12 protein-coding genes are annotated in these 19,833 nt (G+C 65.6%); 7 read left to right on the forward strand and 5 right to left on the reverse strand.

All coding sequences use genetic code 11. The features are described 5' to 3' along the window. The 6 genes from KYK33_RS05895 to KYK33_RS20120 are packed head-to-tail and all read left to right on the forward strand — an operon-like array spanning window position 1 to window position 12,736. The gene (locus tag KYK33_RS05895) at window positions 1-918 is read left to right on the forward strand and encodes an isochorismatase family protein (protein ID WP_224432350.1); all 918 of its coding nucleotides are present in this window, start codon (window positions 1-3) and stop codon (window positions 916-918) included. Next, window positions 915-4,004, forward strand: coding sequence for an amonabactin biosynthesis non-ribosomal peptide synthetase AmoF (amoF, locus tag KYK33_RS05900; RefSeq protein ID WP_224432351.1), 3,090 nt, complete (start codon window positions 915-917; stop codon window positions 4,002-4,004). The genes KYK33_RS05895 and amoF overlap by 4 nt, the downstream gene beginning before the upstream one ends. Before the next feature lie 32 nt (window positions 4,005-4,036). Next, a complete protein-coding gene (gene dhbA, locus KYK33_RS05905) occupies window positions 4,037-4,786 on the forward strand; it encodes a 2,3-dihydro-2,3-dihydroxybenzoate dehydrogenase (RefSeq protein WP_224432954.1) in 750 nt (249 codons plus the stop codon). A 14-nt stretch (window positions 4,787-4,800) separates the two neighbouring features. Continuing rightward, window positions 4,801-11,091 (forward strand): non-ribosomal peptide synthetase, encoded by a 6,291-nt coding sequence (locus KYK33_RS05910; RefSeq protein ID WP_224432352.1) that lies wholly within the window; start codon window positions 4,801-4,803, stop codon window positions 11,089-11,091. A gap of 11 nt (window positions 11,092-11,102) precedes the next feature. Then, window positions 11,103-12,614 carry an amino acid adenylation domain-containing protein gene (locus tag KYK33_RS05915; RefSeq protein WP_396021394.1) on the forward strand — a complete coding sequence of 504 codons (1,512 nt, stop codon included), beginning with the start codon at window positions 11,103-11,105 and terminating at the stop codon, window positions 12,612-12,614. Further along, window positions 12,614-12,736, forward strand: coding sequence for a hypothetical protein (locus KYK33_RS20120; protein WP_263480014.1), 123 nt, complete (start codon window positions 12,614-12,616; stop codon window positions 12,734-12,736). Before KYK33_RS05915 ends, KYK33_RS20120 begins: the two co-directional genes overlap by 1 nt. An 83-nt stretch (window positions 12,737-12,819) precedes the next feature. On the opposite strand, the gene KYK33_RS05920 is transcribed toward KYK33_RS20120, so the two are convergent. Beyond that, window positions 12,820-13,764, reverse strand: coding sequence for an ABC transporter substrate-binding protein (locus tag KYK33_RS05920; protein WP_224432353.1), 945 nt, complete (start codon window positions 13,762-13,764; stop codon window positions 12,820-12,822). Between the two features lie 233 nt (window positions 13,765-13,997). Between KYK33_RS05920 and KYK33_RS05925 the strand changes: the two genes are divergently transcribed. Further along, window positions 13,998-14,726: a 4'-phosphopantetheinyl transferase family protein gene (locus tag KYK33_RS05925; protein ID WP_396021381.1), complete on the forward strand. Its 729-nt coding sequence runs from the start codon at window positions 13,998-14,000 to the stop codon at window positions 14,724-14,726. A 66-nt stretch (window positions 14,727-14,792) separates the two neighbouring features. Here the strand turns inward: KYK33_RS05925 and KYK33_RS05930 are convergent, their stop codons facing one another. The 4 genes from KYK33_RS05930 to KYK33_RS05945 form a co-directional block, all read right to left on the reverse strand. After that, window positions 14,793-15,614 carry an amonabactin ABC transporter ATP-binding protein gene (locus tag KYK33_RS05930; RefSeq protein WP_224432355.1) on the reverse strand — a complete coding sequence of 274 codons (822 nt, stop codon included), beginning with the start codon at window positions 15,612-15,614 and terminating at the stop codon, window positions 14,793-14,795. A 43-nt stretch (window positions 15,615-15,657) separates the two neighbouring features. After that, the gene (locus tag KYK33_RS05935) at window positions 15,658-16,725 is read right to left on the reverse strand and encodes an amonabactin ABC transporter permease subunit 1 (protein ID WP_224432356.1); all 1,068 of its coding nucleotides are present in this window, start codon (window positions 16,723-16,725) and stop codon (window positions 15,658-15,660) included. Window positions 16,726-16,733: 8 nt separating this feature from the next. Further along, window positions 16,734-17,750: an amonabactin ABC transporter permease subunit 2 gene (locus KYK33_RS05940; RefSeq protein WP_224432357.1), complete on the reverse strand. Its 1,017-nt coding sequence runs from the start codon at window positions 17,748-17,750 to the stop codon at window positions 16,734-16,736. 74 nt (window positions 17,751-17,824) lie between these two features. Beyond that, window positions 17,825-19,804, reverse strand: coding sequence for a siderophore amonabactin TonB-dependent receptor (locus tag KYK33_RS05945; protein ID WP_224432358.1), 1,980 nt, complete (start codon window positions 19,802-19,804; stop codon window positions 17,825-17,827). Window positions 19,805-19,833: the final 29 nt, after the last annotated feature.

A 19,833-nucleotide genomic window follows, 5' to 3' on the forward strand; every position in this document is an offset into this window, starting at 1 on the left:
ATGGCTATCCCTACTCTGAACAATTACGCCATGCCCAGCCAATGGAAGGCCAACAAGGTCAGCTGGACCCTGGAGCCGCGCCGCGCCGCCCTGCTCATCCACGACATGCAGGAGTACTTCACCGCCTTCTATGGCGAGCACAGCCCTCTCATTGGCGAGCTTGTCGCGCGTCTGGCCGCGGTGCGCAAGCACTGCAAGGCCCTCGGCATTCCGGTTTACTACACGGCCCAGCCCAAGGATCAGGCGCCAGAGGATCGCGCCCTGCTCAACGACATGTGGGGCCCGGGGCTGAACAAGCGCCCGGAGCTGCAGCAGGTGGTGGCACCGCTGTGTCCCGAGCGGGACGATGTGGTGCTGGTCAAGTGGCGCTACAGCGCCTTCCAGCGCTCCGAGCTCGAGCAGATGCTCAAAGCGCAGGGGCGGGATCAGCTCATCATCGGCGGCATCTACGGCCATATCGGCTGCATGATGACCGCCTGCGACGCCTTTATGCGCGACATCCAGCCCTTCTTCCTGGCGGACGGGGTGGCGGACTTTTCCCTGGCCGATCACCAGATGGCGCTGGACTACGTGGCGACCCGCTGCGGCAAGGTAGTGCTTTGCGAGGAGGTGCTGGCCATAGCACCAGTGGCCAAGGCGGCTCAAGCAGAAGAGCAGAACCCCTTGCTGAGCTATGACGGGCTCAAGGCCAGGCTGCTGAGCCATATCGACGAGGATGAAGAAGAGTTCGATGCGGACGAGAACCTCATCGACTACGGTCTCGACTCGGTGCGCATCATGTCCCTGCTCACCGAGTGGCGCGCCGCCGGGGTGGAGCTCGGCTTCGTGGACTTGGCCAAGACGCCGACCCTCAATGGCTGGTGGCGCCTGGTGGAGTCTAAGCTGGCTGAGCAAAAAACCTTGGAGGTGACCCCATGAGTCGCTTCCCCCTCACCATTCCCCAGCAGGGGCTCTGGTCCGGTCATCTACTCAACGATGACAAGGCGATGTTCAACACCGCCGAGTGCATCGCCTTCGATGGCAAGGTCGATGGCAACCTGCTGGTGGCCGCGCTCACCAGGGCTGTGGGCGAGTGCGAGGCCCTCAAGGGCCACTTCGAGCAGAACGGGGAGGCGGTCTGCTTCGTCTCCCACGAGGCACCGCTCGCCTATGGGGAGGTGAACCTTGCGAGTGACGACGAGGCCGCCGCCCGCGCCTGGGCCTGGGCGGATCTGCGCCGTCCGTTCGAGCTGACCCGCGAATCCCCCTGCCGCTTCGCCCTGCTGCGTGGATTGGAGCGGGATTATCTCTACAGCTGTGTGCATCACATCGCCCTCGATGGTTTTGGTACCACCTTGCTGTTTCAGCGCATCGCCGAGCTCTATGGGGAAGGGCTGACGGGGGCCATGCTGTCGCCGTCCCCCTTCGGCCTGCTGGATGAGGTGTTGGCAGAAGAAGTGACCCGGGAAGAGAGCGGCAAGAACGCCGCCGCCCGCAGCTTCTGGCAGGAGCAGTTGCAGGACTGGCCCGAGGTGAAGTCCTTTGGCGAGGCCCGCGCCCCCATCGCCGCCGAGTTTATTCGCGAGAGCCGCCCGCTGCCGGCGGCACTGTGGCAATCCCTGACCGGCTTTGCCGACGAGCACAAGCTGGGTTGGCCCGATCTGCTGCTGGCCGGTCTCTCGGCCCAGCTGTCGCTGGCCAGCGGCCAGCGCGAGACCCTGCTCGGCCTGATGATGATGAACCGCATCGGATCGGCGTCCCTGACCGTGCCCTGCATGCAGATGAACATCACCCCGCTGGCGCTGGATCTCGGGGATGCCCTGGATCTGGCGGGCGCCGCCGGCTCAGTTGCCAAGGCCAAGCGCGGGGTGCGCAAGCATCAACACTATCGCTACGAGTTGCTGCGTCGCGACCTTGGGCTGGTGGGAGGCGACAAGCGCCTGTTTGGCCCCCTGGTCAACATCATGCCGTTCGATCATGCCCGCCGCTTCGGGCCGCTCAGTGCCCATATCCTCAACATCAGCGCCGGGCCGGTGGAGGATCTCACCATCGAAATCCAGGTCGGCGTCGATGGCCAGCCCAGACTGGATCTGGATGCCAACCCCGGCTGCTACCAGCAGACCGATCTGGCGGCCATCGCCGATACCCTGTTCACCCTGCTGGGCCGCTGGCTGGCCCAGCCCGCCCTGACCCTGGGCACCCTCAAGGCCGACTGGCTGGCCGAGCAGCGTCAGGGGGCCCTTATCTGCGGCCCCGCCCACGAGCAGCTCAAGGTGCAGCCGGTGCTGGACGCGCTCTGTCACTTCGCGGCGCACACCCCGCACAAGATAGCGCTGGGGCAGGGAGAGGCCCGCTTTAGCTACGAAGGGCTGCTGACCCGCGCCGAGCAGATGGCCGCAGCCCTGCAGGCTGCCGGTGTGCAGCCGGGGGAGCGGGTCGGCGTCATGCTCTCTCGCTCTCCCCAGGCCATCTTCGCCCAGCTGGCGGTGCTGCTGGCCGGCGCCGTCTATGTGCCGCTGGATCCCGAGCAGCCCCTGGAGCGTCAGGGCCATATCCTGCGGCTGGGGGAGGTCAAGACGCTCATCACCCAGGCCGAATATCGCCACAAGCTGGCCAGCCTGTTTGAAGGCCGCACCCTGTTGGCCGGGGATCTGGTGAGCGCGGATCGCCTCTGCCAACCCGCCAGCGGCAACGCCCTGGCCTATCTGATGTTCACCTCGGGCTCGACCGGTCTGCCCAAGGGGGTAGCCATCAGCCACGGCGCCCTGGATCACTTCGCCGCCGCCGCCCGCTGCCGTTATCACCTGGATGAAGGCGCGCGGATGCTGCAGTTCGCCCCCTTCAACTTCGACGCCAGCATCGAGGAGGTGTTTGCCACCCTGAGCGCCGGTGCGACCCTGGTGCTGCGCACCGACGCCCTGCTCGAATCCATTCCCGCCTTCGTGGCCGGGATAGAGCAGCAGGGGATCACCCATCTCGATTTGCCTACCGCCTTCTGGAACGAGTGGGTGGTGTCGCTGGGGGCGGGTCAGGCCCATATTCCGGCATCGCTCGCCACCGTCATCATCGGTGGCGAGGCTGTCTACCCCGAGCAGCTGGCCCAGTGGCAGCGCCAGGGCCGCCTTGATGTGCGCCTGTTCAACACCTACGGCCCCACCGAGACCACTGTGGTGGTCACTACTCATGAGCTGCAAGGGGAAGATCCGACCCAGGCCCAGCTGCCCATCGGCCTGCCGCTGCCTGGCATGCAGGCGCTCATTCTGGGGGCGGGGGAGCAACCCGCCGAGGAGGGGGAGCTGGTGCTGCTCGGCCCGCAGCTCGCCAACGGCTATGTGGGCGGCGTTACGGGAAGCTTTGGCACCCTGAGGATCGGTGAGGGGGATCTGCCCGTCTATCGCACCGGCGATCGGGTGCGCTGGGTGGCCGGTCGTCTGGTCTACCTGGGGCGCCGTGACAACGAGTTCAAGATAAGCGGCTATCGCATCCAGCCCGGCGAGGTGGAGGCCCAGCTGCTGGCCCTGCCCGGGGTGGATGAGGCCTGCGTGCAGGGGGTGAGCATCGGCAATGTGCGCCGGCTGGTGGCCTTCGTGGCCGGGGCCGAGCGCGACAGCCGGGTCATCAAGGGGCAGCTCGCCAAAGTGCTGCCCGCCGCCATGATCCCCACCGACTATCGCCACTTTGATCAACTGCCCCGCACCGGCTCCAACAAGCTGGATCGTAAGGGGCTGCTGGCCCAGTACCAGGCGGGCGGGGAAGCCCTGACCCTGGGCAGCGAGACCGAGAACAGGGTTGGCGCCATCTGGCAGCAGATCCTGGGGCTGGCCACCATGGCGCCTGCGGACAACTTCTTCGAGCTGGGGGGCCAGTCCCTGCAGACCATACAGATAGTGAACCGGCTCGGCGCCGAGTTCGGGGTGCAGGTCAAGGTCTCCGACGTGTTCGATCACCCGCGCCTCGATGATTTCTGCCGCTTCCTCGACGGCAAGCTGACTGAAGACGAAGAGAGCGTGGAGATGGTGTGGTGATGGAGACAGTGATGAAGCAGGAGCAGCAAAAGATGGCCTTTGATTTCACCGGCAAGCGGGTCTGGGTGACCGGGGCCGGCCGTGGCATAGGGCGCGAGGTGGCACAGCAGTTCGTCGCCGCCGGCGCCGAGGTGATCGGGCTGGATCAAGCCTTCCCCCATGCGGATTACCCCTTCGCCACCCGGCTGCTGGACATTCGCGACTCAGGTGCGGTCAATGCCTGCTGTGAACGGCTGCTGGCCGATGGCGGGCTGGATGTGCTGGTCAACGGGGCCGGGGTGTTGCGCCTCGGCCCCACCGAAACCCTGAGCGACGCGGATTGGGATGACTGCATAGGGGTCAACGCCAGCGGCGTCTTCTATCTCTTGCGGGCCCTGGTGCCCCACTTCAAGGGGCAGCAGCGCGGCGCCATCGTCACCATCGGCTCCAACGCCGCCCATGTGCCGCGCATGCAGATGGCGGCCTACTGCGCCTCCAAGGCGGCGGTCACCAGCCTGACCCAGACGGTCGGGCTGGAGCTGGCAACCTTCGGCGTGCGGGTCAACCTGGTGTCACCGGGCTCGACGGATACCGAAATGCTGCGCGGCATGTTGCCGGATGAGGCGGCCATGGCCCGCACCATCAAAGGGCTGCCGGATCAGTTCAAGCTCGGTATACCACTGAACAAGATCGCCACCCCGGCGGAGATTGCCAATACCGTCCTCTTCCTGGCCTCGGACTTGGCCAGTCACATCACCCTGCAGGATCTGGTCGTCGATGGCGGCGCCACCTTGAGTGCCTGAGGTCTGAGAAACAGATGAACAATATGATTTTGCTGTTGAAACAGCTGGAGCGGCAGGGGGTGAAGCTGGCCCTGAATGACAAGGGCCAGCTCATCTCCCAATCGAGCAAGGAGGCGGTGACCCCGGCCATCGGCGCCCTCATCAAGGCGCACAAGGATGAGCTGGTGCGCTGCCTGGCGGCCCGCGCCGCCTTCGAGGCCCCCATCCTTGCCCAGATTGAAACGAAAGGCGCCCAGCAGGGGCCGCTCTCCTCCTCCCAGAGCGGACTCTGGTTTATCGAGCAGTACGAAGAGGCCTCCCACCTCTACAACATGCCGGTCTACTTCCGGGTCAGTGGCGAGCTGGACACGGCCGCCCTGGAATTTGCCTTCGATCACCTGTTTGCCCGCCACCCCAGCATGCGTACCCGCTTCGTCAAGGACGAGGCGGGCAGGGGGGCCCAGGAGATCCTGCCCCACCAGCCGTTCAGGCTGCAGATTGAGGATGTGAGTGCAGAGCCTGATGTCGAGCGCGAGGCCTATGTGGCCCGCCGGGTGCGCGAAGAGATAGGGCGCCCCTTCTCCCTGACCCAGGGGGATCTCAGCCGGGTGCACCTGATCCGCCTCGGCAGCCATGAGCACGTGCTGCTCATCACCCAGCACCACATCATCTCCGACGGCTGGTCGGTCAAGAACATGTTCGCCGATCTCAAGCGCGCCTTCCTGGCCCATCAGAACCGGGAGTCCTTGAGCGTGCCCGAGTTGCCGCTCACCTATCTCGACTATGCCCGCTGGTTCAACTCCCCGCGTTTTCTGGATTATCACGCCGAGTTCAAGCCGTTTTGGGTGGACAGGCTCGGCGGCAGCCCCGAGGTACATGGCCTGCCGCTGGACAAGCCGCGCCCGGCCCATCAGGCCAGCGGCGGCGAGCTGGTCTTCTCCACCATAGACAACGCCCTGTGGGAGAGCTTCAAGCGCCTCTGCCAGCGCCACAACACCTCGAATTTTATCGGTCTGCACGCCCTGTTCGCCCTGCTGATGGTGCGCCAGAGCGGCGAAAAGGAAATCGTCATCGGCACCCCGCTCGCCTACCGCGAGCGCCACGAAATCGAGTCTCTGGTGGGCTTCTTCGTCAATACCCTGGTACTGCGCACTCAACTCAGCGGTAAGCCCAGCTTTATCGACTATCTGCAGCAGTGCCGGGAGGAGGATCTGGCGGCCTTCGATCACCAGCTCTACCGCTTCGAGGCGCTGGCCGAGGCAATAGGCGCCGATCGCACCACCGCCATCAACCCCATCTTCCAGATCATGCTGGTCTATCAGGCCAAGGTGGATTTCAACGATCTCATTCCCGGCTGTCAGCTGCTGGAGGAGACCTCGCCGGTGCTGCCCGCCAAGACCGACATCTCGGTCAAGGTGACCGAGCTGATGGATTCCGTCAGGGTGGACTGGCTGTTCGCCACCGCTCTGTTCGAGCGCGCCACCATCGAGTCTTACGCCGATCGCCTGCTGCATTTGATGCGCGCCGTGGTGGCGGCCCCGGAGACCGATATCTGGCAACTGCCCCTGGAAGCGGGTACAGACAGTGCCGCGCTCGCCGCCGAGCTGGCCAGCCTGCCGCAGGACTACCCCAGCCGCGACACCCTGCTCTGCCAGTTCGAACGTCGCGCAGCGTCCCGTCCAGACGCCCTGGCGGTGAGTGACGGCGAGGGTGCCCTGAGTTACGGCGAGCTGGAAGAGCGCGCCAACCGGCTGGCCCACTGGCTGCAATCCTGCGGCGTGACCCCGGGCGCCGCCATCGGCATCCAGGCCAGGCGGGACGCTGCCTTCGTCATCGCCTTGCTCGCCTGCTGGAAAGTGGGGGCGGCCTATGTGCCGCTCGATCCCGCCTATCCTGCCGAGCGGCTGGCCCATATCCTGAGCGACGCTGGCATCGCGCTGGTGCTAGGGGGCGAGCCGGATGCGCGGCTTGGGGAGGCGCTGGCGGGCACGGCTGCCGGTTACCACAACCTGCACCGGCTGGCGCTGGATGGGCTGCCGACCAGCGCCCCCGCCATCCCCCGGGATGCCGCCATGCTGGCCCAGATCATCTACACCTCGGGCTCCACAGGTCTGCCCAAGGGGGTCATGGTGGAGCAGGGCAGCCTGGTCAACCTGATGGGGGATCACGGGGCGCGCATCGATCTCGATCAGGACGGCGCCATGTTCAACTGCATGTCCCTCTCGTTCGATGCGGGCAACATGACCACCTTGCTGCCGCTCTCTTGCGGCGCGGCCCTGCACTTCGGCGAGCCGGGGGAGGGGGTGATCGATGGGGCCATGGCGTGCGGCGCCAGCCATATGATATTGCCCACCGCCCTGCTGGCCAATCTGCTGCCGCCAGCGGATCTCGGCTCCCTGCGTGCCATCGGCTTTGGCGGCGAAGCCTGCCCGAGCAGCCTGGTGGAGCGCTGGGGAGACAGGGTGGCGCTGTTTAACATGTACGGCCCGACCGAGTGCACCGTCACGGCGCTCTGCGCGCGGCTCAGCCCGGGGGCGCCCATCACCATAGGCCAGCCCATCAGCAATTTAAAAGCGCTGATCCTGGACGAGGCAGGCAACCCCTGCCCGGTCGGGGTACCCGGCGAGCTCTGCCTGGCCGGGCTCGGCCTGGCCCGTGGCTACCTCAACTTGCCGGAGCGTACCAATGAGGCCTTCGTCGAGCTGACTCACGCCGGTCGTACACATCGCCTCTACCGCACCGGCGATCGGGCGCTGCTGCGCCGCGATGGCAATGTCAGCTATCTGGGCCGACTGGACGAGCAGATCAAGCTGCGCGGCTATCGCATCGAGCCGGGGGAGATAGAAACCCAGATTGCGGCGTTGGAGCCCGCCATCCGCCAGATCAAGGTGGTGGTACAACAGGGTCGCCTGCTCGCTTACGCCAGCCTGCAAGCCGGGGCGAGGGAGCCCGATGGCGAAGCCCTGCTGCAACGGGCCGGTGAACAGCTGCCGGAATACATGGTGCCAGTGAAGCTCTGTTGGCTGGCCGAGATGCCGCTCACCCCGAACGGCAAGCTGGACTTGCGCCGCCTGCCCGCCATCGATTGGCAGGAGAGCAAGAGCGAGGCCAAGGATGAGCTGGAGCGACAAGTGCTCGCTATCTGGCAAGGGGTGCTCAAGCAGCCCCTCGGGGTCGAGGATGACTTCTTCCGCCTCGGCGGGGATTCCATCCTCAGCATCCAGCTCACCACGCGGCTAAGGGATGCGGGGCTGCATTGCAGCGTCAAGGACGTGTTCGAGGCCAAGACGGTGCGCCGCCTCTGCCGCCAGCTCGGCCAGCAGCAGCTCAGCCACCTGACGGAGCAGGGCCTGCTCGAGGGGGAATTCCCCCTGCACCCCATTCAGCACTGGTTCTTCGAGCAGGGCTTTGCCAAGGCGGGTCACTGGAACCAGGGGGTGATCCTGCGTCTGCCCGTCGGTATCGACGATGCCGCCCTGATCGGCTGGATGAATACCCTGCTCGGTCACCACGACGCCCTGCGTCTGGCCGTGACCGAGACCGGTCAGCGCTATCTGCCCGCGCTGACCCTGCCACCCCTGCATGTGCTGGATGCGGCCGGACTGGATGAGACCGAGTTGCAGGCCCGCCTGACCCAGTGGCAGGGCGATTTTGCGCCAGAGCAGGGCCAGACCCTGGCCTGGGCGCGGCTGTGCAACCTCGCGAGCGAGGTGGACGCAGCGCCGGTTGAAGGGCTCTTTATCGCCTTCCACCATCTGGTCATCGATGCCGTCTCCTGGCGGATCCTGGCCGAAGATCTGGTGCATCTCGCCGAGGGCAAGGGGCTGCCGGCCAAGGGCAGCAGCTATCGCCAGTGGGGCGAAGGGCTGGCCGCGTATGCTACTCGCGAAGCCGCGCAACTGGCGTTCTGGCAGGCCCAGGGGGAAGGTATGGATCAACGGCTGCTGGAGGCGCAGCGCGCCACGGATGGCCGCGCCGCCGCCAGCCTGCTGCGTCTGGATGAAAGCACCACGGCTCGCCTCATCGATGAGGCCAATCGGGCTCACTTCACCCAGGTGCCGGACTTGCTGCTGGCGGCCCTGACCCGCACCTTGAGCGAGCTCGGTTACGGCACCAAACAGTGCGTGATGTTGGAAGGGCATGGCCGTGAGGCTATCGACCCGCAACTGGATGTGAGTCGCACCCTCGGCTGGTTCACCAGCACCTATCCGCTGGCGTTGGCCAATAACGCGTCGTGGAGCGATCTGGTGTGCGACACCAAGGAGCGGCTGCGGGCGGTGCCGGACAAGGGGGTGGGCTTCAACGCCCTGCGCCTGCACCACCCTGGTGGTCAGGCATTGCCTCACTCCGTTATCGTCTTTAACTACCTGGGGGTCTCCCACCGGGGTACGCCGGCCCCTTGGCAACCATTGCCCATCGCGCCGGGCCAACCCTCGGCGCCACAGAACCTGCCGCGCGAGCTCATCAGCCTGCACGGCGGCGTCTATGGCGGTTGCCTCACCCTGCGCCAGGTCGGCGCGCTTAACCAAACGGCGAGCGACGCTCTGATGACGGCCCTGGCGGCCAATCTGACGGCGCTGGTCGAGGCCTGCTGCGCGGTGCAGCAGCCGCGCCACACCCCGAGCGACTTCCCGGGGTTGCCCCTCTCCCAGGCTGCGCTGGATCGGGTACTGGATCCACAACTGGCGGGGGGCGAGGTCGAGACCCTGCTACCCATGACCTCTTTGCAGGAGAGCATGGTCTATCACAGGGCGCTGGCCCCCAGAGATAGCGCCTACCACCTGCAGACCGAGATGGACTATCACCAGGGGCTGGATGTGACTGCCTACCAGGCCGCCTGGCAGGGGCAGCTCGCCCGCTGGCCCGTGCTGCGCGCCGCCTTGCTGGTGGAGGAGGGCGTTGCCCTGCAGCGCATCCTGCGCCACGCCGAGCTGCCGTTCCACTATGAGGACTTGTCTGGCGACGTGCAGGCCGAGGCGCACATCGCGGCCTATCGCCAGCAGGACTTGGCCCGGCCCATTGCGCTGGACAAGGCCCCGCTGCTGCGCATCGCCTGCTTCAAACTGGCCCCCGACCACCACAGGGTGATCCTGAGCGCTCACCATGGGGTGCTGGATGGCTGGAGCGGCCCTGTGCTGCTGGGTAGCCTGCATCGTCACTATCAACAGGGGATGCAGCAGGCCGAGCTCGACGAGCGGCTGCCGCAGCCAAGTCCGGACCGGGCCTGGCTCGAATTCGGCCGCCATATCGTCAGTCACAGAGCCGAGCATGAGGCCTATTGGCAGGGGCGCGCCCACTTGCTGGCACGGCCCAACGATCTGGCCGTCCTGTTCGGGGTGGCACTGGAGCCGCACCTCACCCAGCACAGGCCGGCGGTCTGCGGCCAGACCCTGGCATCAGACGTCTCTACCCAACTGGAAAGTCGGGCCCGCGAGCTCGGCGTGACCGCCGGGCTGTTGGCCCAGTATGCCTGGCATCGGCTGCTCGCTCGCCAGTGCGGCGACGAGGTCACCCTGGTCGGCAACGTGACCCCGGGCCGGGACTTCCCCATCGAGGGGATCACCGACAGCGTCGGGCTCTATATCAACAGCCTGCCGCTCGCCCTGGATTGGCGCACCGAGGCGAGCCTCGGGCAGCACATCGCGCAGCTGCAACGGGACTCGCTGGCCCTCAACCAGCACGGCACCCAGTCCCTCGCCGCCCTGACCAAGGGCCGGGCTCGTCTGTTCCAGAGCCTGTTCGTGTTCGAGAACTACCCCATGCCGGCGCGGCCCCGGACGCTGGAGCCCCATCAGCTGATGCCGCACTTTGGCAGCGTGGTCGAGAAGGTGGAGCTGCCGCTCTCCCTGGTGGTGAATGCCCGTGGCGGGCAACTCAATCTGCGCTTCGAATACGATGGCGAGCTGATAGGGCGTGAACGCGCCGAGGCGGTCCTTGGGCAGTGGATGGCGGAGCTTGAATGGCTGGCAGAGGCCTCCCTGAGCGAGCCCGCTCGTTTGGCGGGCATCGAGGCGGCCCGTGCAGCGGCTCCGAGTCTGGCCCCTGCGCAGCGCGAGGCCTGTCCGGTCGATGCCTTGGCCCAGGATCCCCAGGCCCGTCGTCTGCTGGCCCTGTGGCAGCAACACTGTGGCGAGGGAGCGAGCTGGCAGCAGAGCCTGACCGGGCTCGGGGTGGATTCGGTGCAGCAGCTCACCCTGCTGGCGGCGCTGAATCGGGCCTTTGCGGCGGATCACCAGCCGCTGACCCTGCGGGATCTCAAGGCCCATGCCTCACCCAGCGCACTGTTCAACCACTGGCTGGTGCGTCTGGCGGAGGCGGTGTCATGACGGCGCAGGCATTGCTGGCAGCCAGCAAGGCGGGGACAACCCCGCCACATGCCGAGGTGGTTGGGCAGGGGTTGAGTGCCCGCTTGACGAGCATGCTCAATGGCACACCACTGGCTCCGGCCATCGCCATGGATGGAGTCTGGCAAGACTATGGGGCGCTGAGTGGCCGGGTCGACCAGATTGCCGCCAGCCTGCAGGGGCTGGCGGTGGGGGAGCGGGTAGGTCTCTATCTGGATCGCACGCCGGATCTGGTGGCCAGCCTGCTCGCCTGTTTGCGGCTCGGCCTCACCTTCGTGCCCCTGGAGCCTGATTTCCCGGTGGTGCGGTTGCAGGGCATCGCCCGGCAGGCCCGGCTCTCGGCGGTGATCTGCAACCATGGCGAAGGGGTGCCCGACTTTGGTTGCCCGCTGCGCCCGCTATCGCGGCTGGCACCCGGCGACGAGAACGCGGCCATGTTCTGGCCTCGGGTGGATGACAGTCAAGCGGCCTACATGATGTTCACCTCGGGTTCGACCGGTGAACCCAAGGGGGTGGTGATCAGTCGGCGTGCGCTGCTCTGCTTCCTCGACGGGATCCGCGAGCGGCTCGGGTTGACCCCGGCTTGTCACTGGCTCTTCATCACCACCCCGGCCTTCGACATCTCCCTGCTGGAGATGCTGGGGCCGCTCTGGAGCGGGGGTCGGCTGACGGTGGCGGGCAACCGGCACAACAAGGATCCCCTGGGGATGATGGCGTTGCTGGCGGCGGACAGGTCGATCAACTGGCTGCAGGCCACCCCGGCTTGCTGGCGCATGCTGCTCAAAGCGGGCTGGCAGGGGAGTGACAGCCTGACCGCCCTGTGCGGCGGCGAGGCGCTGGATCCGGGGCTGGCCGAGCAGCTGTGCAGCCGCACCCGGCGGCTGTGGAACTGTTATGGCCCGACCGAGGCCACCGTCTGGTCTCTGGTGAGCGAGGTGCGCTGGCCCCCGGCGGATGGGCAGATCACCATCAGTCACAGCCTGCCCGGCTATCGCCACTGGGTGCTGGACGAGACGGGGCAGCCGGTGGCCGACGGGGAGTGCGGCGAGCTCTGCATCGAGAGCCCGGCCCTGTGCGAGGGTTACTGGCGCAAACCCGCCCTCACCGCGGCGGCCTTCCTGCGGCTCGATAATCATCGCCTCTATCGCACGGGCGACAGAGTGCGGCAGCTGGGGGCGGATAGCTTCCGCTATCTGGGGCGGCGGGACGATCAGATAAAACTGCGCGGTTTTCGCATCGAACTCGGCGAGGTTGAGGCGGGCCTGCGCCGTCAACCCGGGGTGCAGGAGGCGGCGGTGCGGCTGCTTGGCGAAGGGGACGAGGCCATGCTGGTGGGCTATGTGGAGGCCAAGGCCGGGATAACTCTCAATCGCCTGGCCCTGCGCAAGGGGCTACAGGCCAGCCTGCCGCACTATATGGTGCCGGCGCGTATCATCCTGCTGGACGCCCTGCCCAAGACCGGCAGCGGGAAACTGGACAGAAAGGCGCTGCCTTTACCGGAGTGATGGAGGGCTGGCAGGCCAGCTGCCTCAGCAACAGGGTGCCGGTGCGTATTATTTTGCTCGATGCCCTGCCCAAGACCGGCAGCGGGAAACTGGACAGAAAGGCGCTGCCCTTGCCGGAGTGAGGCGACGGGACAACTCAAGAAGCCGATAAACAAGAAGCCCGCAGCGATGCGGGCTTCTCTTTTTGACGGGGGGACGGGCAGGATCAGCGGGTGACGGGGAGCGCATCCGGTTTGCTCATCAGCTGCTCGACATCGTCGATCACCTTGAGGGCGGCCTGGGGACCACCGGTGGAGGTCCAGAGCGACCCGTCCACGGCGCCGAAACGCTTGGCCTTGATGGCACCGAGCTGCTGGAAGGCCGGGGTCTGCTCGGCCTGCTGCATGGCATCCACCGCATCGCCGCTGGCACTCAGGGTGCCGATCACCAGCCAGTCACCGTCCAGCAGATTGAGGGACTCCAGGCTCAGGGCCGGGGAGTGGGGGCTCTTGTCGCCTATCTGGTGCGGCGGGCGGGCCAGACCCATCTCCATCACCACGCTGCTGGCGAAGGTGCCGCCGTGCATGTAGCTCGGTCCCTTCGGATTCCAGCGCACTATGCTCAAGCGCTCGCCCTGATGCTGGGCAAGCGTGGTGCGGGCCTGTTGCAGACGGGCCTCATACTGGGCGAGGAAGGCCTTGCCTTCGGCTTCTTTATTGAGCACCAGGGCGCTGCGGCTGAACACCTCTTTCCAGGGCTGACCCCAGTTGCCGGTGACCACGGTGGGGGCGATTTCCTTGAGCAGGCTCAGCAGCTCGGGCTTGGTCTGATTGGTCAGGATGAGATCTGGCTCCAGATCGATCAAGCGCTCCAGATTGGGATTGTCCAGATCCCCGACCACGGCGATATCTTTGCCCGCCTTGCCTTGCAGGTAGCGGGGCAGGGTAGCCTGGCCACGGCCATTGACGGTGCCGACCGGTTGCACCCCCAGGGTCAGGGCGGTGTCGAGATCGAGCTCACTCAGCACCACCACCCGCTTGGGGTGAGCGGGCACGCTCAGGGTGTTGCCATCGGCATCGGTCACTTGACGGGTGTCAGTCTGGGCCTGGGCCTGACAGCCGATCACACTGGCCAGTACCAGCGCGGCTACCAAGGGGGAGGGGATCGTCATGGTTACATCCTTAATGGGTGAAATCGGCGCCACCGTTTGCGGGCACTATTTGATTACCGGAACGTGACTACCGGCACGTGACTGCCGGAACGCGTTGCCTGAATGAGCCGTCTGCTACTGGCCCCAAATGGGCGGGACTATGCTATCACAAGTTAATTGAGAAACGTTGTCATTTGTATTTGTGCCATGACGGCGCTTTGCTACCATGGACTCCCCATTGCGAGATTGTGCTGATGCTACCTTCCCTTACCCCCGCTACGGAGTTCATCCGCCACACCGACCTGCTGACAGTGGCGGGGATGGACAAGCTGCCGATCCACCGGGTCTGTTTCGACTTCGCTGCGTTCAGTTCGGCCAGCTTCGATGCCCATGCCATCACCCTGCCCGCCAACCTGAAAGGGGCCGTGGCCAAACGCCAGGGGGAGTTTCTGGCGGGTCGGCTGGCGGCGCGCCATGCCCTGAGCCCCTACGGCCTGGGGGACCAGGTGGTGACCATAGGCGCGGCCCGCGAGCCGCGCTGGCCAGCAGGCATGGAGGGCAGCATCAGCCACAGCCAGCTGCTGGGGGAGGGGATGGCGCTCTGTGCAGTGCGCCCCGGCCACGCCGGGCTCGGGCTGGATCTGGAGGCCTGGCTCGATGCCGACCAGGCCGCGCAGCTCTGGCCCGGCATCGTCGATAAGGAGGAGTGGGCGAGGCTGGCAGAGAGCGCCACCGCTGCCGATCTGAGCGTGGCAGAGGGGCTGACCCTGGTGTTTTCGGCCAAGGAGAGCCTGTTCAAGGCGCTCCATCCCAGGGTGGGGCGCTATTTCGATTTTCTCGATGCCAGCTGGTCGGCCATGGGGGCCCAATCTCTGACTTTGAGCCTGAAGACAGCGCTTGCCCCGGACTTGCCCGCGGGCTGGCACTGCACCCTGCACTGGCAACGGCTGCCCGGGGGTCTGCTCACCCTGCTGGCACTTTGACGGCGGATGGGGGCAAGACATAAGGGATGAGACAGTAAAAAACCGCCGGATGGGCGGTTTTTTCATTCAGGCCTGCTGTCTGGCCGCAGGGTTATCCGTTTGCGAAGCCGCTTCGGTGCGTCTGCGCGGCACTATCACCGGGGCGCCGTCGCCGGGGGCGTGCAGGATATCGACGTCGGTCTGGTAGAGGCGGTCGATGAGCGCCTTGGTCACCACCTCCCGGGCGGGCCCCATGGCCTGAACGCCGCCGTCTCCCAGGGCGATCAGCTCGTCGCAGTAGCGGGCGGCGGTGGCGAGATCGTGAATGACGATGAGCACCGTCTTGCCCTCGGCGGTGATCTGGTGGATGGCCTCCATCACCTCGGTCTGGTGGCCGATGTCCAGCGCGCTGGTGGGTTCGTCCAGCAAGATGATGTCCGCATCCTGGGCCAGCACCATGGCGAGCCAGACCCGCTGGGCCTGACCGCCGGACAGCGAACTGGCACTCTGCTGCCAGATGGCATCGAGCTGCATCTGCTCCCGGGCCCAGCGCACCATGCGCGCATCCTCCTCGCTCCACTGATTGAACCAGCCCTGATGGGGATGGCGACCATATTGCACCAGCTGCTCGACCCGGATACCGGCGGGCATCAGCGGCCGCTGGGGCAGGTAGGCCAGCTCCCGGGCCAGGGCCTTCATGCCATAGCTCCCTAGGGGCTTGCCCTTGAGCAGGATCTCCCCGCTCTGGGGCTGCTCCTGGCCCGCCAGCAGCTTGAGCAGGGTGGACTTGCCACCGCCGTTGGGGCCGACGATGCCCACCAGTTTGCCCCTGGGAATGGTGAAGGAGACGTCGTTGAAGACCGTCTTGTGCTGATAGCCGAAATGCAGGTTATGGGTGGTGAGCGTCATCAGGCGGCCCTCGGTCTGTCTTGGAAATGGATGAGTGTCATGATCAGTCCGCCCGTTGTCTGTCTTTGATCAGAATGAACAGCAGCAGCATGCCGCCAAGAATACGGGTCATGATGCCGGTGGCGACCTCATGGGGGCTGGCCAGCACCCGCACCAGGGTATCGCTCGCCAGCAGCAGCAGGGCGCCGGACAGCGCTGCTATCCAGAGCGGCACTGTGCGATCCCGGCTGAGCCAGGAGGCGAGGATGGGGGCGGCCATGGCGATGAACACCACCGGGCCGCCGATGGCGGTGCCGAGCGCCGCCACCATGATGGCCTGGGCCAGCACCCCGAGCTGCACCCGGTTCACATTCACCCCGAGGGTCTGGGCGGTGACGGATCCTAGGCGCAACACGCCGAGGGCGCGGGAGAGGTAGATGATCCAGGGGCAGATGAGCAGGATCAGTATTCCCACCGGTACGACAGTGCCATAGCCCTGGCCGACGAAGTTGCCCATGTTCCACAGATAGAGGCTGGTGAGGTGCACCAGGGATTGGGTGGACATGGCGAACTGGCCGATGGCGTTCATCAGCTCGGAGACGCCGATGCCGATCACCACGAACAGGTAACCCTGCTCCCCCGGCTTGTTGCACAGGGCATAGAGCACGGCCGCGGCGAACAGGGCGCCGAGCGGCGCGGCCCACCAGGGCCAGCTGCCCAGGGTCAGGTAGAGGGAGAAGATGATGATGGCCAGGGAGGCCCCCTCGTTGACCCCGATCATGTCCGGGGTGGCGAGGCGGTTGCGAATGAGGGTCTGTACCAGGCAGCCGGAGAGGCCCATGGCGGCGCCCGCCACCAGCACGGCGACGATGCGCGGCAAGCGGATCTTGAACACCGTCACCTCGCTGAGGCGGCTCCCCTCGCCCAGCAGGGTCTGGATGACCCCCAGCATGGTGATCTTGCCCGAGCCCAGGGTCAGCGCCAGCAGGGAGAGCAGCACCAGCACCACCGCCAGGGCGAGGGTGATGAACCAGGCCCGGCGCTCAAGCAGCAGGGTACGGCTGCCCATTCGCAGGCAGAAGGTGCCGCTTGGCAGGGCGGGCGAGGGAGTCTTGTTGATTGGGTGTGTCATGAGATGCCCTATTTCACGGCCAACAGGGAGCGGAAACCGCCGCTGCGCACCACCAGGATGAGTACGGGGGCGCCGATCAGCGCCAGGATCACCCCGTTCGGCAGCTCGAACGGCTGCAGCAGCCAGCGTGCCAGTATGTCGGCACCGAGCAGGAACAGCACCCCGAACAGGGCGGAGAAGCGCACCTGGATGGCGAGGCGTACCGGCTCCACCAGACGGGCGCAATAGGCCGCCAGGAAGCCGACGAAACCGATGGGGCCAGCGATGGCGATGGCGCAGGCGGTGAACAGGGTGGCGGCCAAGAGCACGCCGATGCGCACCCGGGTCGGCCGGATGCCGAGGGCCTGGGCCTGGTTGTCCCCCATCTGCATCAGGGTGAGCTGGCGGCACAGGGCCAGGGTCAGCAGCAGGCCAGCCAGGGCGAAGGGCAGCACGGTCAGCACCGCATCCTGACTGGAGGCGGCCAGGGATCCTAAGTTCCAGAAACGGAACTGCTCAAGCACCACCTTGTTGGAGAGCAGCAGGAAGTTGGAGAGGCCGCCGAAGGTGGCGGAGAGGGCGACCCCCACCAGGATGAGCTTGAGCGGGTTGGATTTACCCACCATCAGGCCGAGGCCCAGTACGATGACATTGCCGAGCAGGGCGCCCATGCCGGACCAGAGCAGATAACCGTAGGCGGATTCGACCCCGAAGTAGGTGAGGCCGATCACCAGGGCGAAGACGGCGCCGGCGTTGACGCCGAGCAGGCCGGGTTCGGCCAGGGGATTGCGGGTGGCACTTTGCAGCATGGAGGCGGCCAGCGCGAGACAGACACCCACCACCAGGGCCGCCAGGGTGCGGGGCAGGCGCAGGGTATTGACTATCATGGCGAGTTTTTCATCGGCGACGAGGAGAGGATCGCCCAACAGGAAACCGGCGACCTCGCGGCCACCATAGACACCGGCGCCAGTGGCCAATGACAGAGAAATCAGCAGGAAGAGGAGCAGCACTCCGAGCCAGAACAACTGAGCTTGGTATCTGAGCACTCAAAGACTCCTTTAAATCGAGACGATAGAAACGCAAAAAGGGAGCCCGCTTGGGCTCCCGCATACAGGGGTTATTACAGCTTGTACTCTACGCCGGCGTAGACGGAGCGACCTTCCAGGATGAAGTCTGCGTCGGTGGCGACTTCGTCTCGCTGGGTGTTGGTGAGATTGGTGATGCCGAGCTTGAAGTCCAGGGCCTGGGTCACTGTCCAGTTGGTGTTGAGATCCAGGGTCTGGTAGCTCTCGGACTTGAACGCCTGGGCGTTGCGCGCCGGCACCTTGATGATCTGGCTGCCCACATATTGCCAGGCCAGGTTGGCGCTGACGACGTCGGACGCTTGCCAGTCCAGGCTGAGGTTGCCGGTGTGATCCGGGGTCTTGGCCAGATCGTCGCCGGTGCTGCGATCGACGGAGTCAAGCAGGGTCCAGTTCGCGCCCAGCTGCACATTGTCCAGCACATCGACCCAACCGGTCAGTTCCAGACCCTTGATGCGGGCCTTCTTGACGTTGAGGTAGGTCATCACGGTCGGACGGTAGCCAGGGCCCCACTGATCGCTCTGGATCAAGTCTTCGATTTCGTTGTGGAAACCGGTCACACCGGCACCGAAACGATCGGCCTCGTAGGCGGTACCGAACTCATAGCTGACCGCGGTTTCCGGCTTCAGATCCGGGTTGCCGATCACCTGGCAGGCGCCACGACAGGCGGTGGTGGAGAAGCCTTCGCTGGACTGGGCCAGGGTCGGGGCCTTGAACGCCTTGCCGATACCGCCCTTGAGCACCCACTCATCGGTCAGGGTGTAGAGGGCATAGGCACGGGGGCTGAACTCGTTGCCATAGGTCTCGTGGTGATCGAGGCGACCGGAGAGGGTCAGGGCCAGATCGCCGAAGCCGAACTCGTCTTGCAGATAGACGGCGCTCTGGCTGGCGCTGACGCTGCCAGTGGTGATGTTGCGGCTGTGCTCGAGCTCGGTATCGCGGAATTCGGCGCCCGAGGTGAGCAGGTGATCCCCAAGGTAGCCACTGACCTGACCGTCGACGGTGTTGTTGGTCTGGGTGACATCGGCGGCACCGCCATTGAGCTGGGAGTCATCCATCAGATCGGTCTGCTCGAAGTAGTAGCGGACCCGGCTGTCGAAATGTTGCCAACGGCCATTGTGGGTCAGCCCCAGGCTCAGGCGATCGAGCTCCTGCACGTTGTGCGGGGTGGCCGGTGCGGTCGGGGCGCGCGGCACGTTGTTGAAGTAGCTGTCCATGTCGTTCTGGTTGTAGCCCAGATCGAAATCGATGTCCTGGTTGTCGCTGACCAGCCACTTCAGGCTGGAGAGCACGTTGACCACTTCACGCTTTTCCAGGGCATCGGCATCCGGGTTGTTGCTCTGCTCGCTCTTCCAGTTGTCACGCTGATACCCCTCGACCACCACGCTGCCCAGCAGCTTGTTGTCGATCAGGGCACCAGAGACAAAGGCGCTGCCCTGGTTGGCATCGCCACCCTCACCCTTGGTGGGCATGGTGTGGGTGTAGGCCACGGCTGCCTCGGTTTTTTCCTTGGCCTGGCGCAGGATCACGTTGACCACGCCGCCCAGCGCATCGGCACCGTACAGGGAGGAGACGGGGCCACGGATCACCTCGATGCGCTCGATGGCCGCCATGGGGATGGAGCTCAGGTCGAAGTCGTTGCCATAGGCGCTGCCCAGGGTCTCGCGGGCATTGACGCGCTTGCCGTTGATCAGCAGCAGGGTGTAGTCACCGCCCATGCCACGGATCTTGATCTCGTTACGGCCGGTGGGGTTGGTGGCGATGATGTTGACACCCGGCACATGCTTGAGCGCATCGCCAATGTTATTGACGTTCATCTTGTCCAGATCGGCGCGGCTCACCACGGACACGCTGGCCGGTGCGGTGAACTCGGTGTGCTTGGTCTGGGTCGCAGTGACGACTATGGTCTCGTTGGCTTTGGTTGGCTCAGTCTGAGCCAGGGCTGGCATCGCCAGCAGGCCGAGGGAGATCAGGCTGGTTTGCAACGGGTTCAAGGGAAAGCCGGGGGTGAACTGCATGTCAAAACTCCATTTAAACGTATTTATTG

Source organism: Aeromonas rivuli (genome assembly GCF_020149575.1).
GTDB lineage: Bacteria > Pseudomonadota > Gammaproteobacteria > Enterobacterales > Aeromonadaceae > Aeromonas > Aeromonas rivuli.

What these genes read in the sequence shown, in the direction of transcription:
- KYK33_RS05895 (WP_224432350.1), top strand. Translation starts at nt 1, where the DNA reads ATGGCTATCCCTACTCTGAACAATTACGCCATGCCCAGCCAATGGAAG.
- amoF (WP_224432351.1), top strand. Translation starts at nt 915, where the DNA reads ATGAGTCGCTTCCCCCTCACCATTCCCCAGCAGGGGCTCTGGTCCGGT.
- dhbA (WP_224432954.1), top strand. Translation starts at nt 4,037, where the DNA reads ATGGCCTTTGATTTCACCGGCAAGCGGGTCTGGGTGACCGGGGCCGGC.
- KYK33_RS05910 (WP_224432352.1), top strand. Translation starts at nt 4,801, where the DNA reads ATGAACAATATGATTTTGCTGTTGAAACAGCTGGAGCGGCAGGGGGTG.
- KYK33_RS20120 (WP_263480014.1), top strand. Translation starts at nt 12,614, where the DNA reads ATGGAGGGCTGGCAGGCCAGCTGCCTCAGCAACAGGGTGCCGGTGCGT.
- KYK33_RS05920 (WP_224432353.1), bottom strand. Translation starts at nt 13,764, where the DNA reads ATGACGATCCCCTCCCCCTTGGTAGCCGCGCTGGTACTGGCCAGTGTG.
- KYK33_RS05925 (WP_396021381.1), top strand. Translation starts at nt 13,998, where the DNA reads ATGCTACCTTCCCTTACCCCCGCTACGGAGTTCATCCGCCACACCGAC.
- KYK33_RS05930 (WP_224432355.1), bottom strand. Translation starts at nt 15,614, where the DNA reads ATGACGCTCACCACCCATAACCTGCATTTCGGCTATCAGCACAAGACG.
- KYK33_RS05935 (WP_224432356.1), bottom strand. Translation starts at nt 16,725, where the DNA reads ATGACACACCCAATCAACAAGACTCCCTCGCCCGCCCTGCCAAGCGGC.
- KYK33_RS05945 (WP_224432358.1), bottom strand. Translation starts at nt 19,804, where the DNA reads ATGCAGTTCACCCCCGGCTTTCCCTTGAACCCGTTGCAAACCAGCCTG.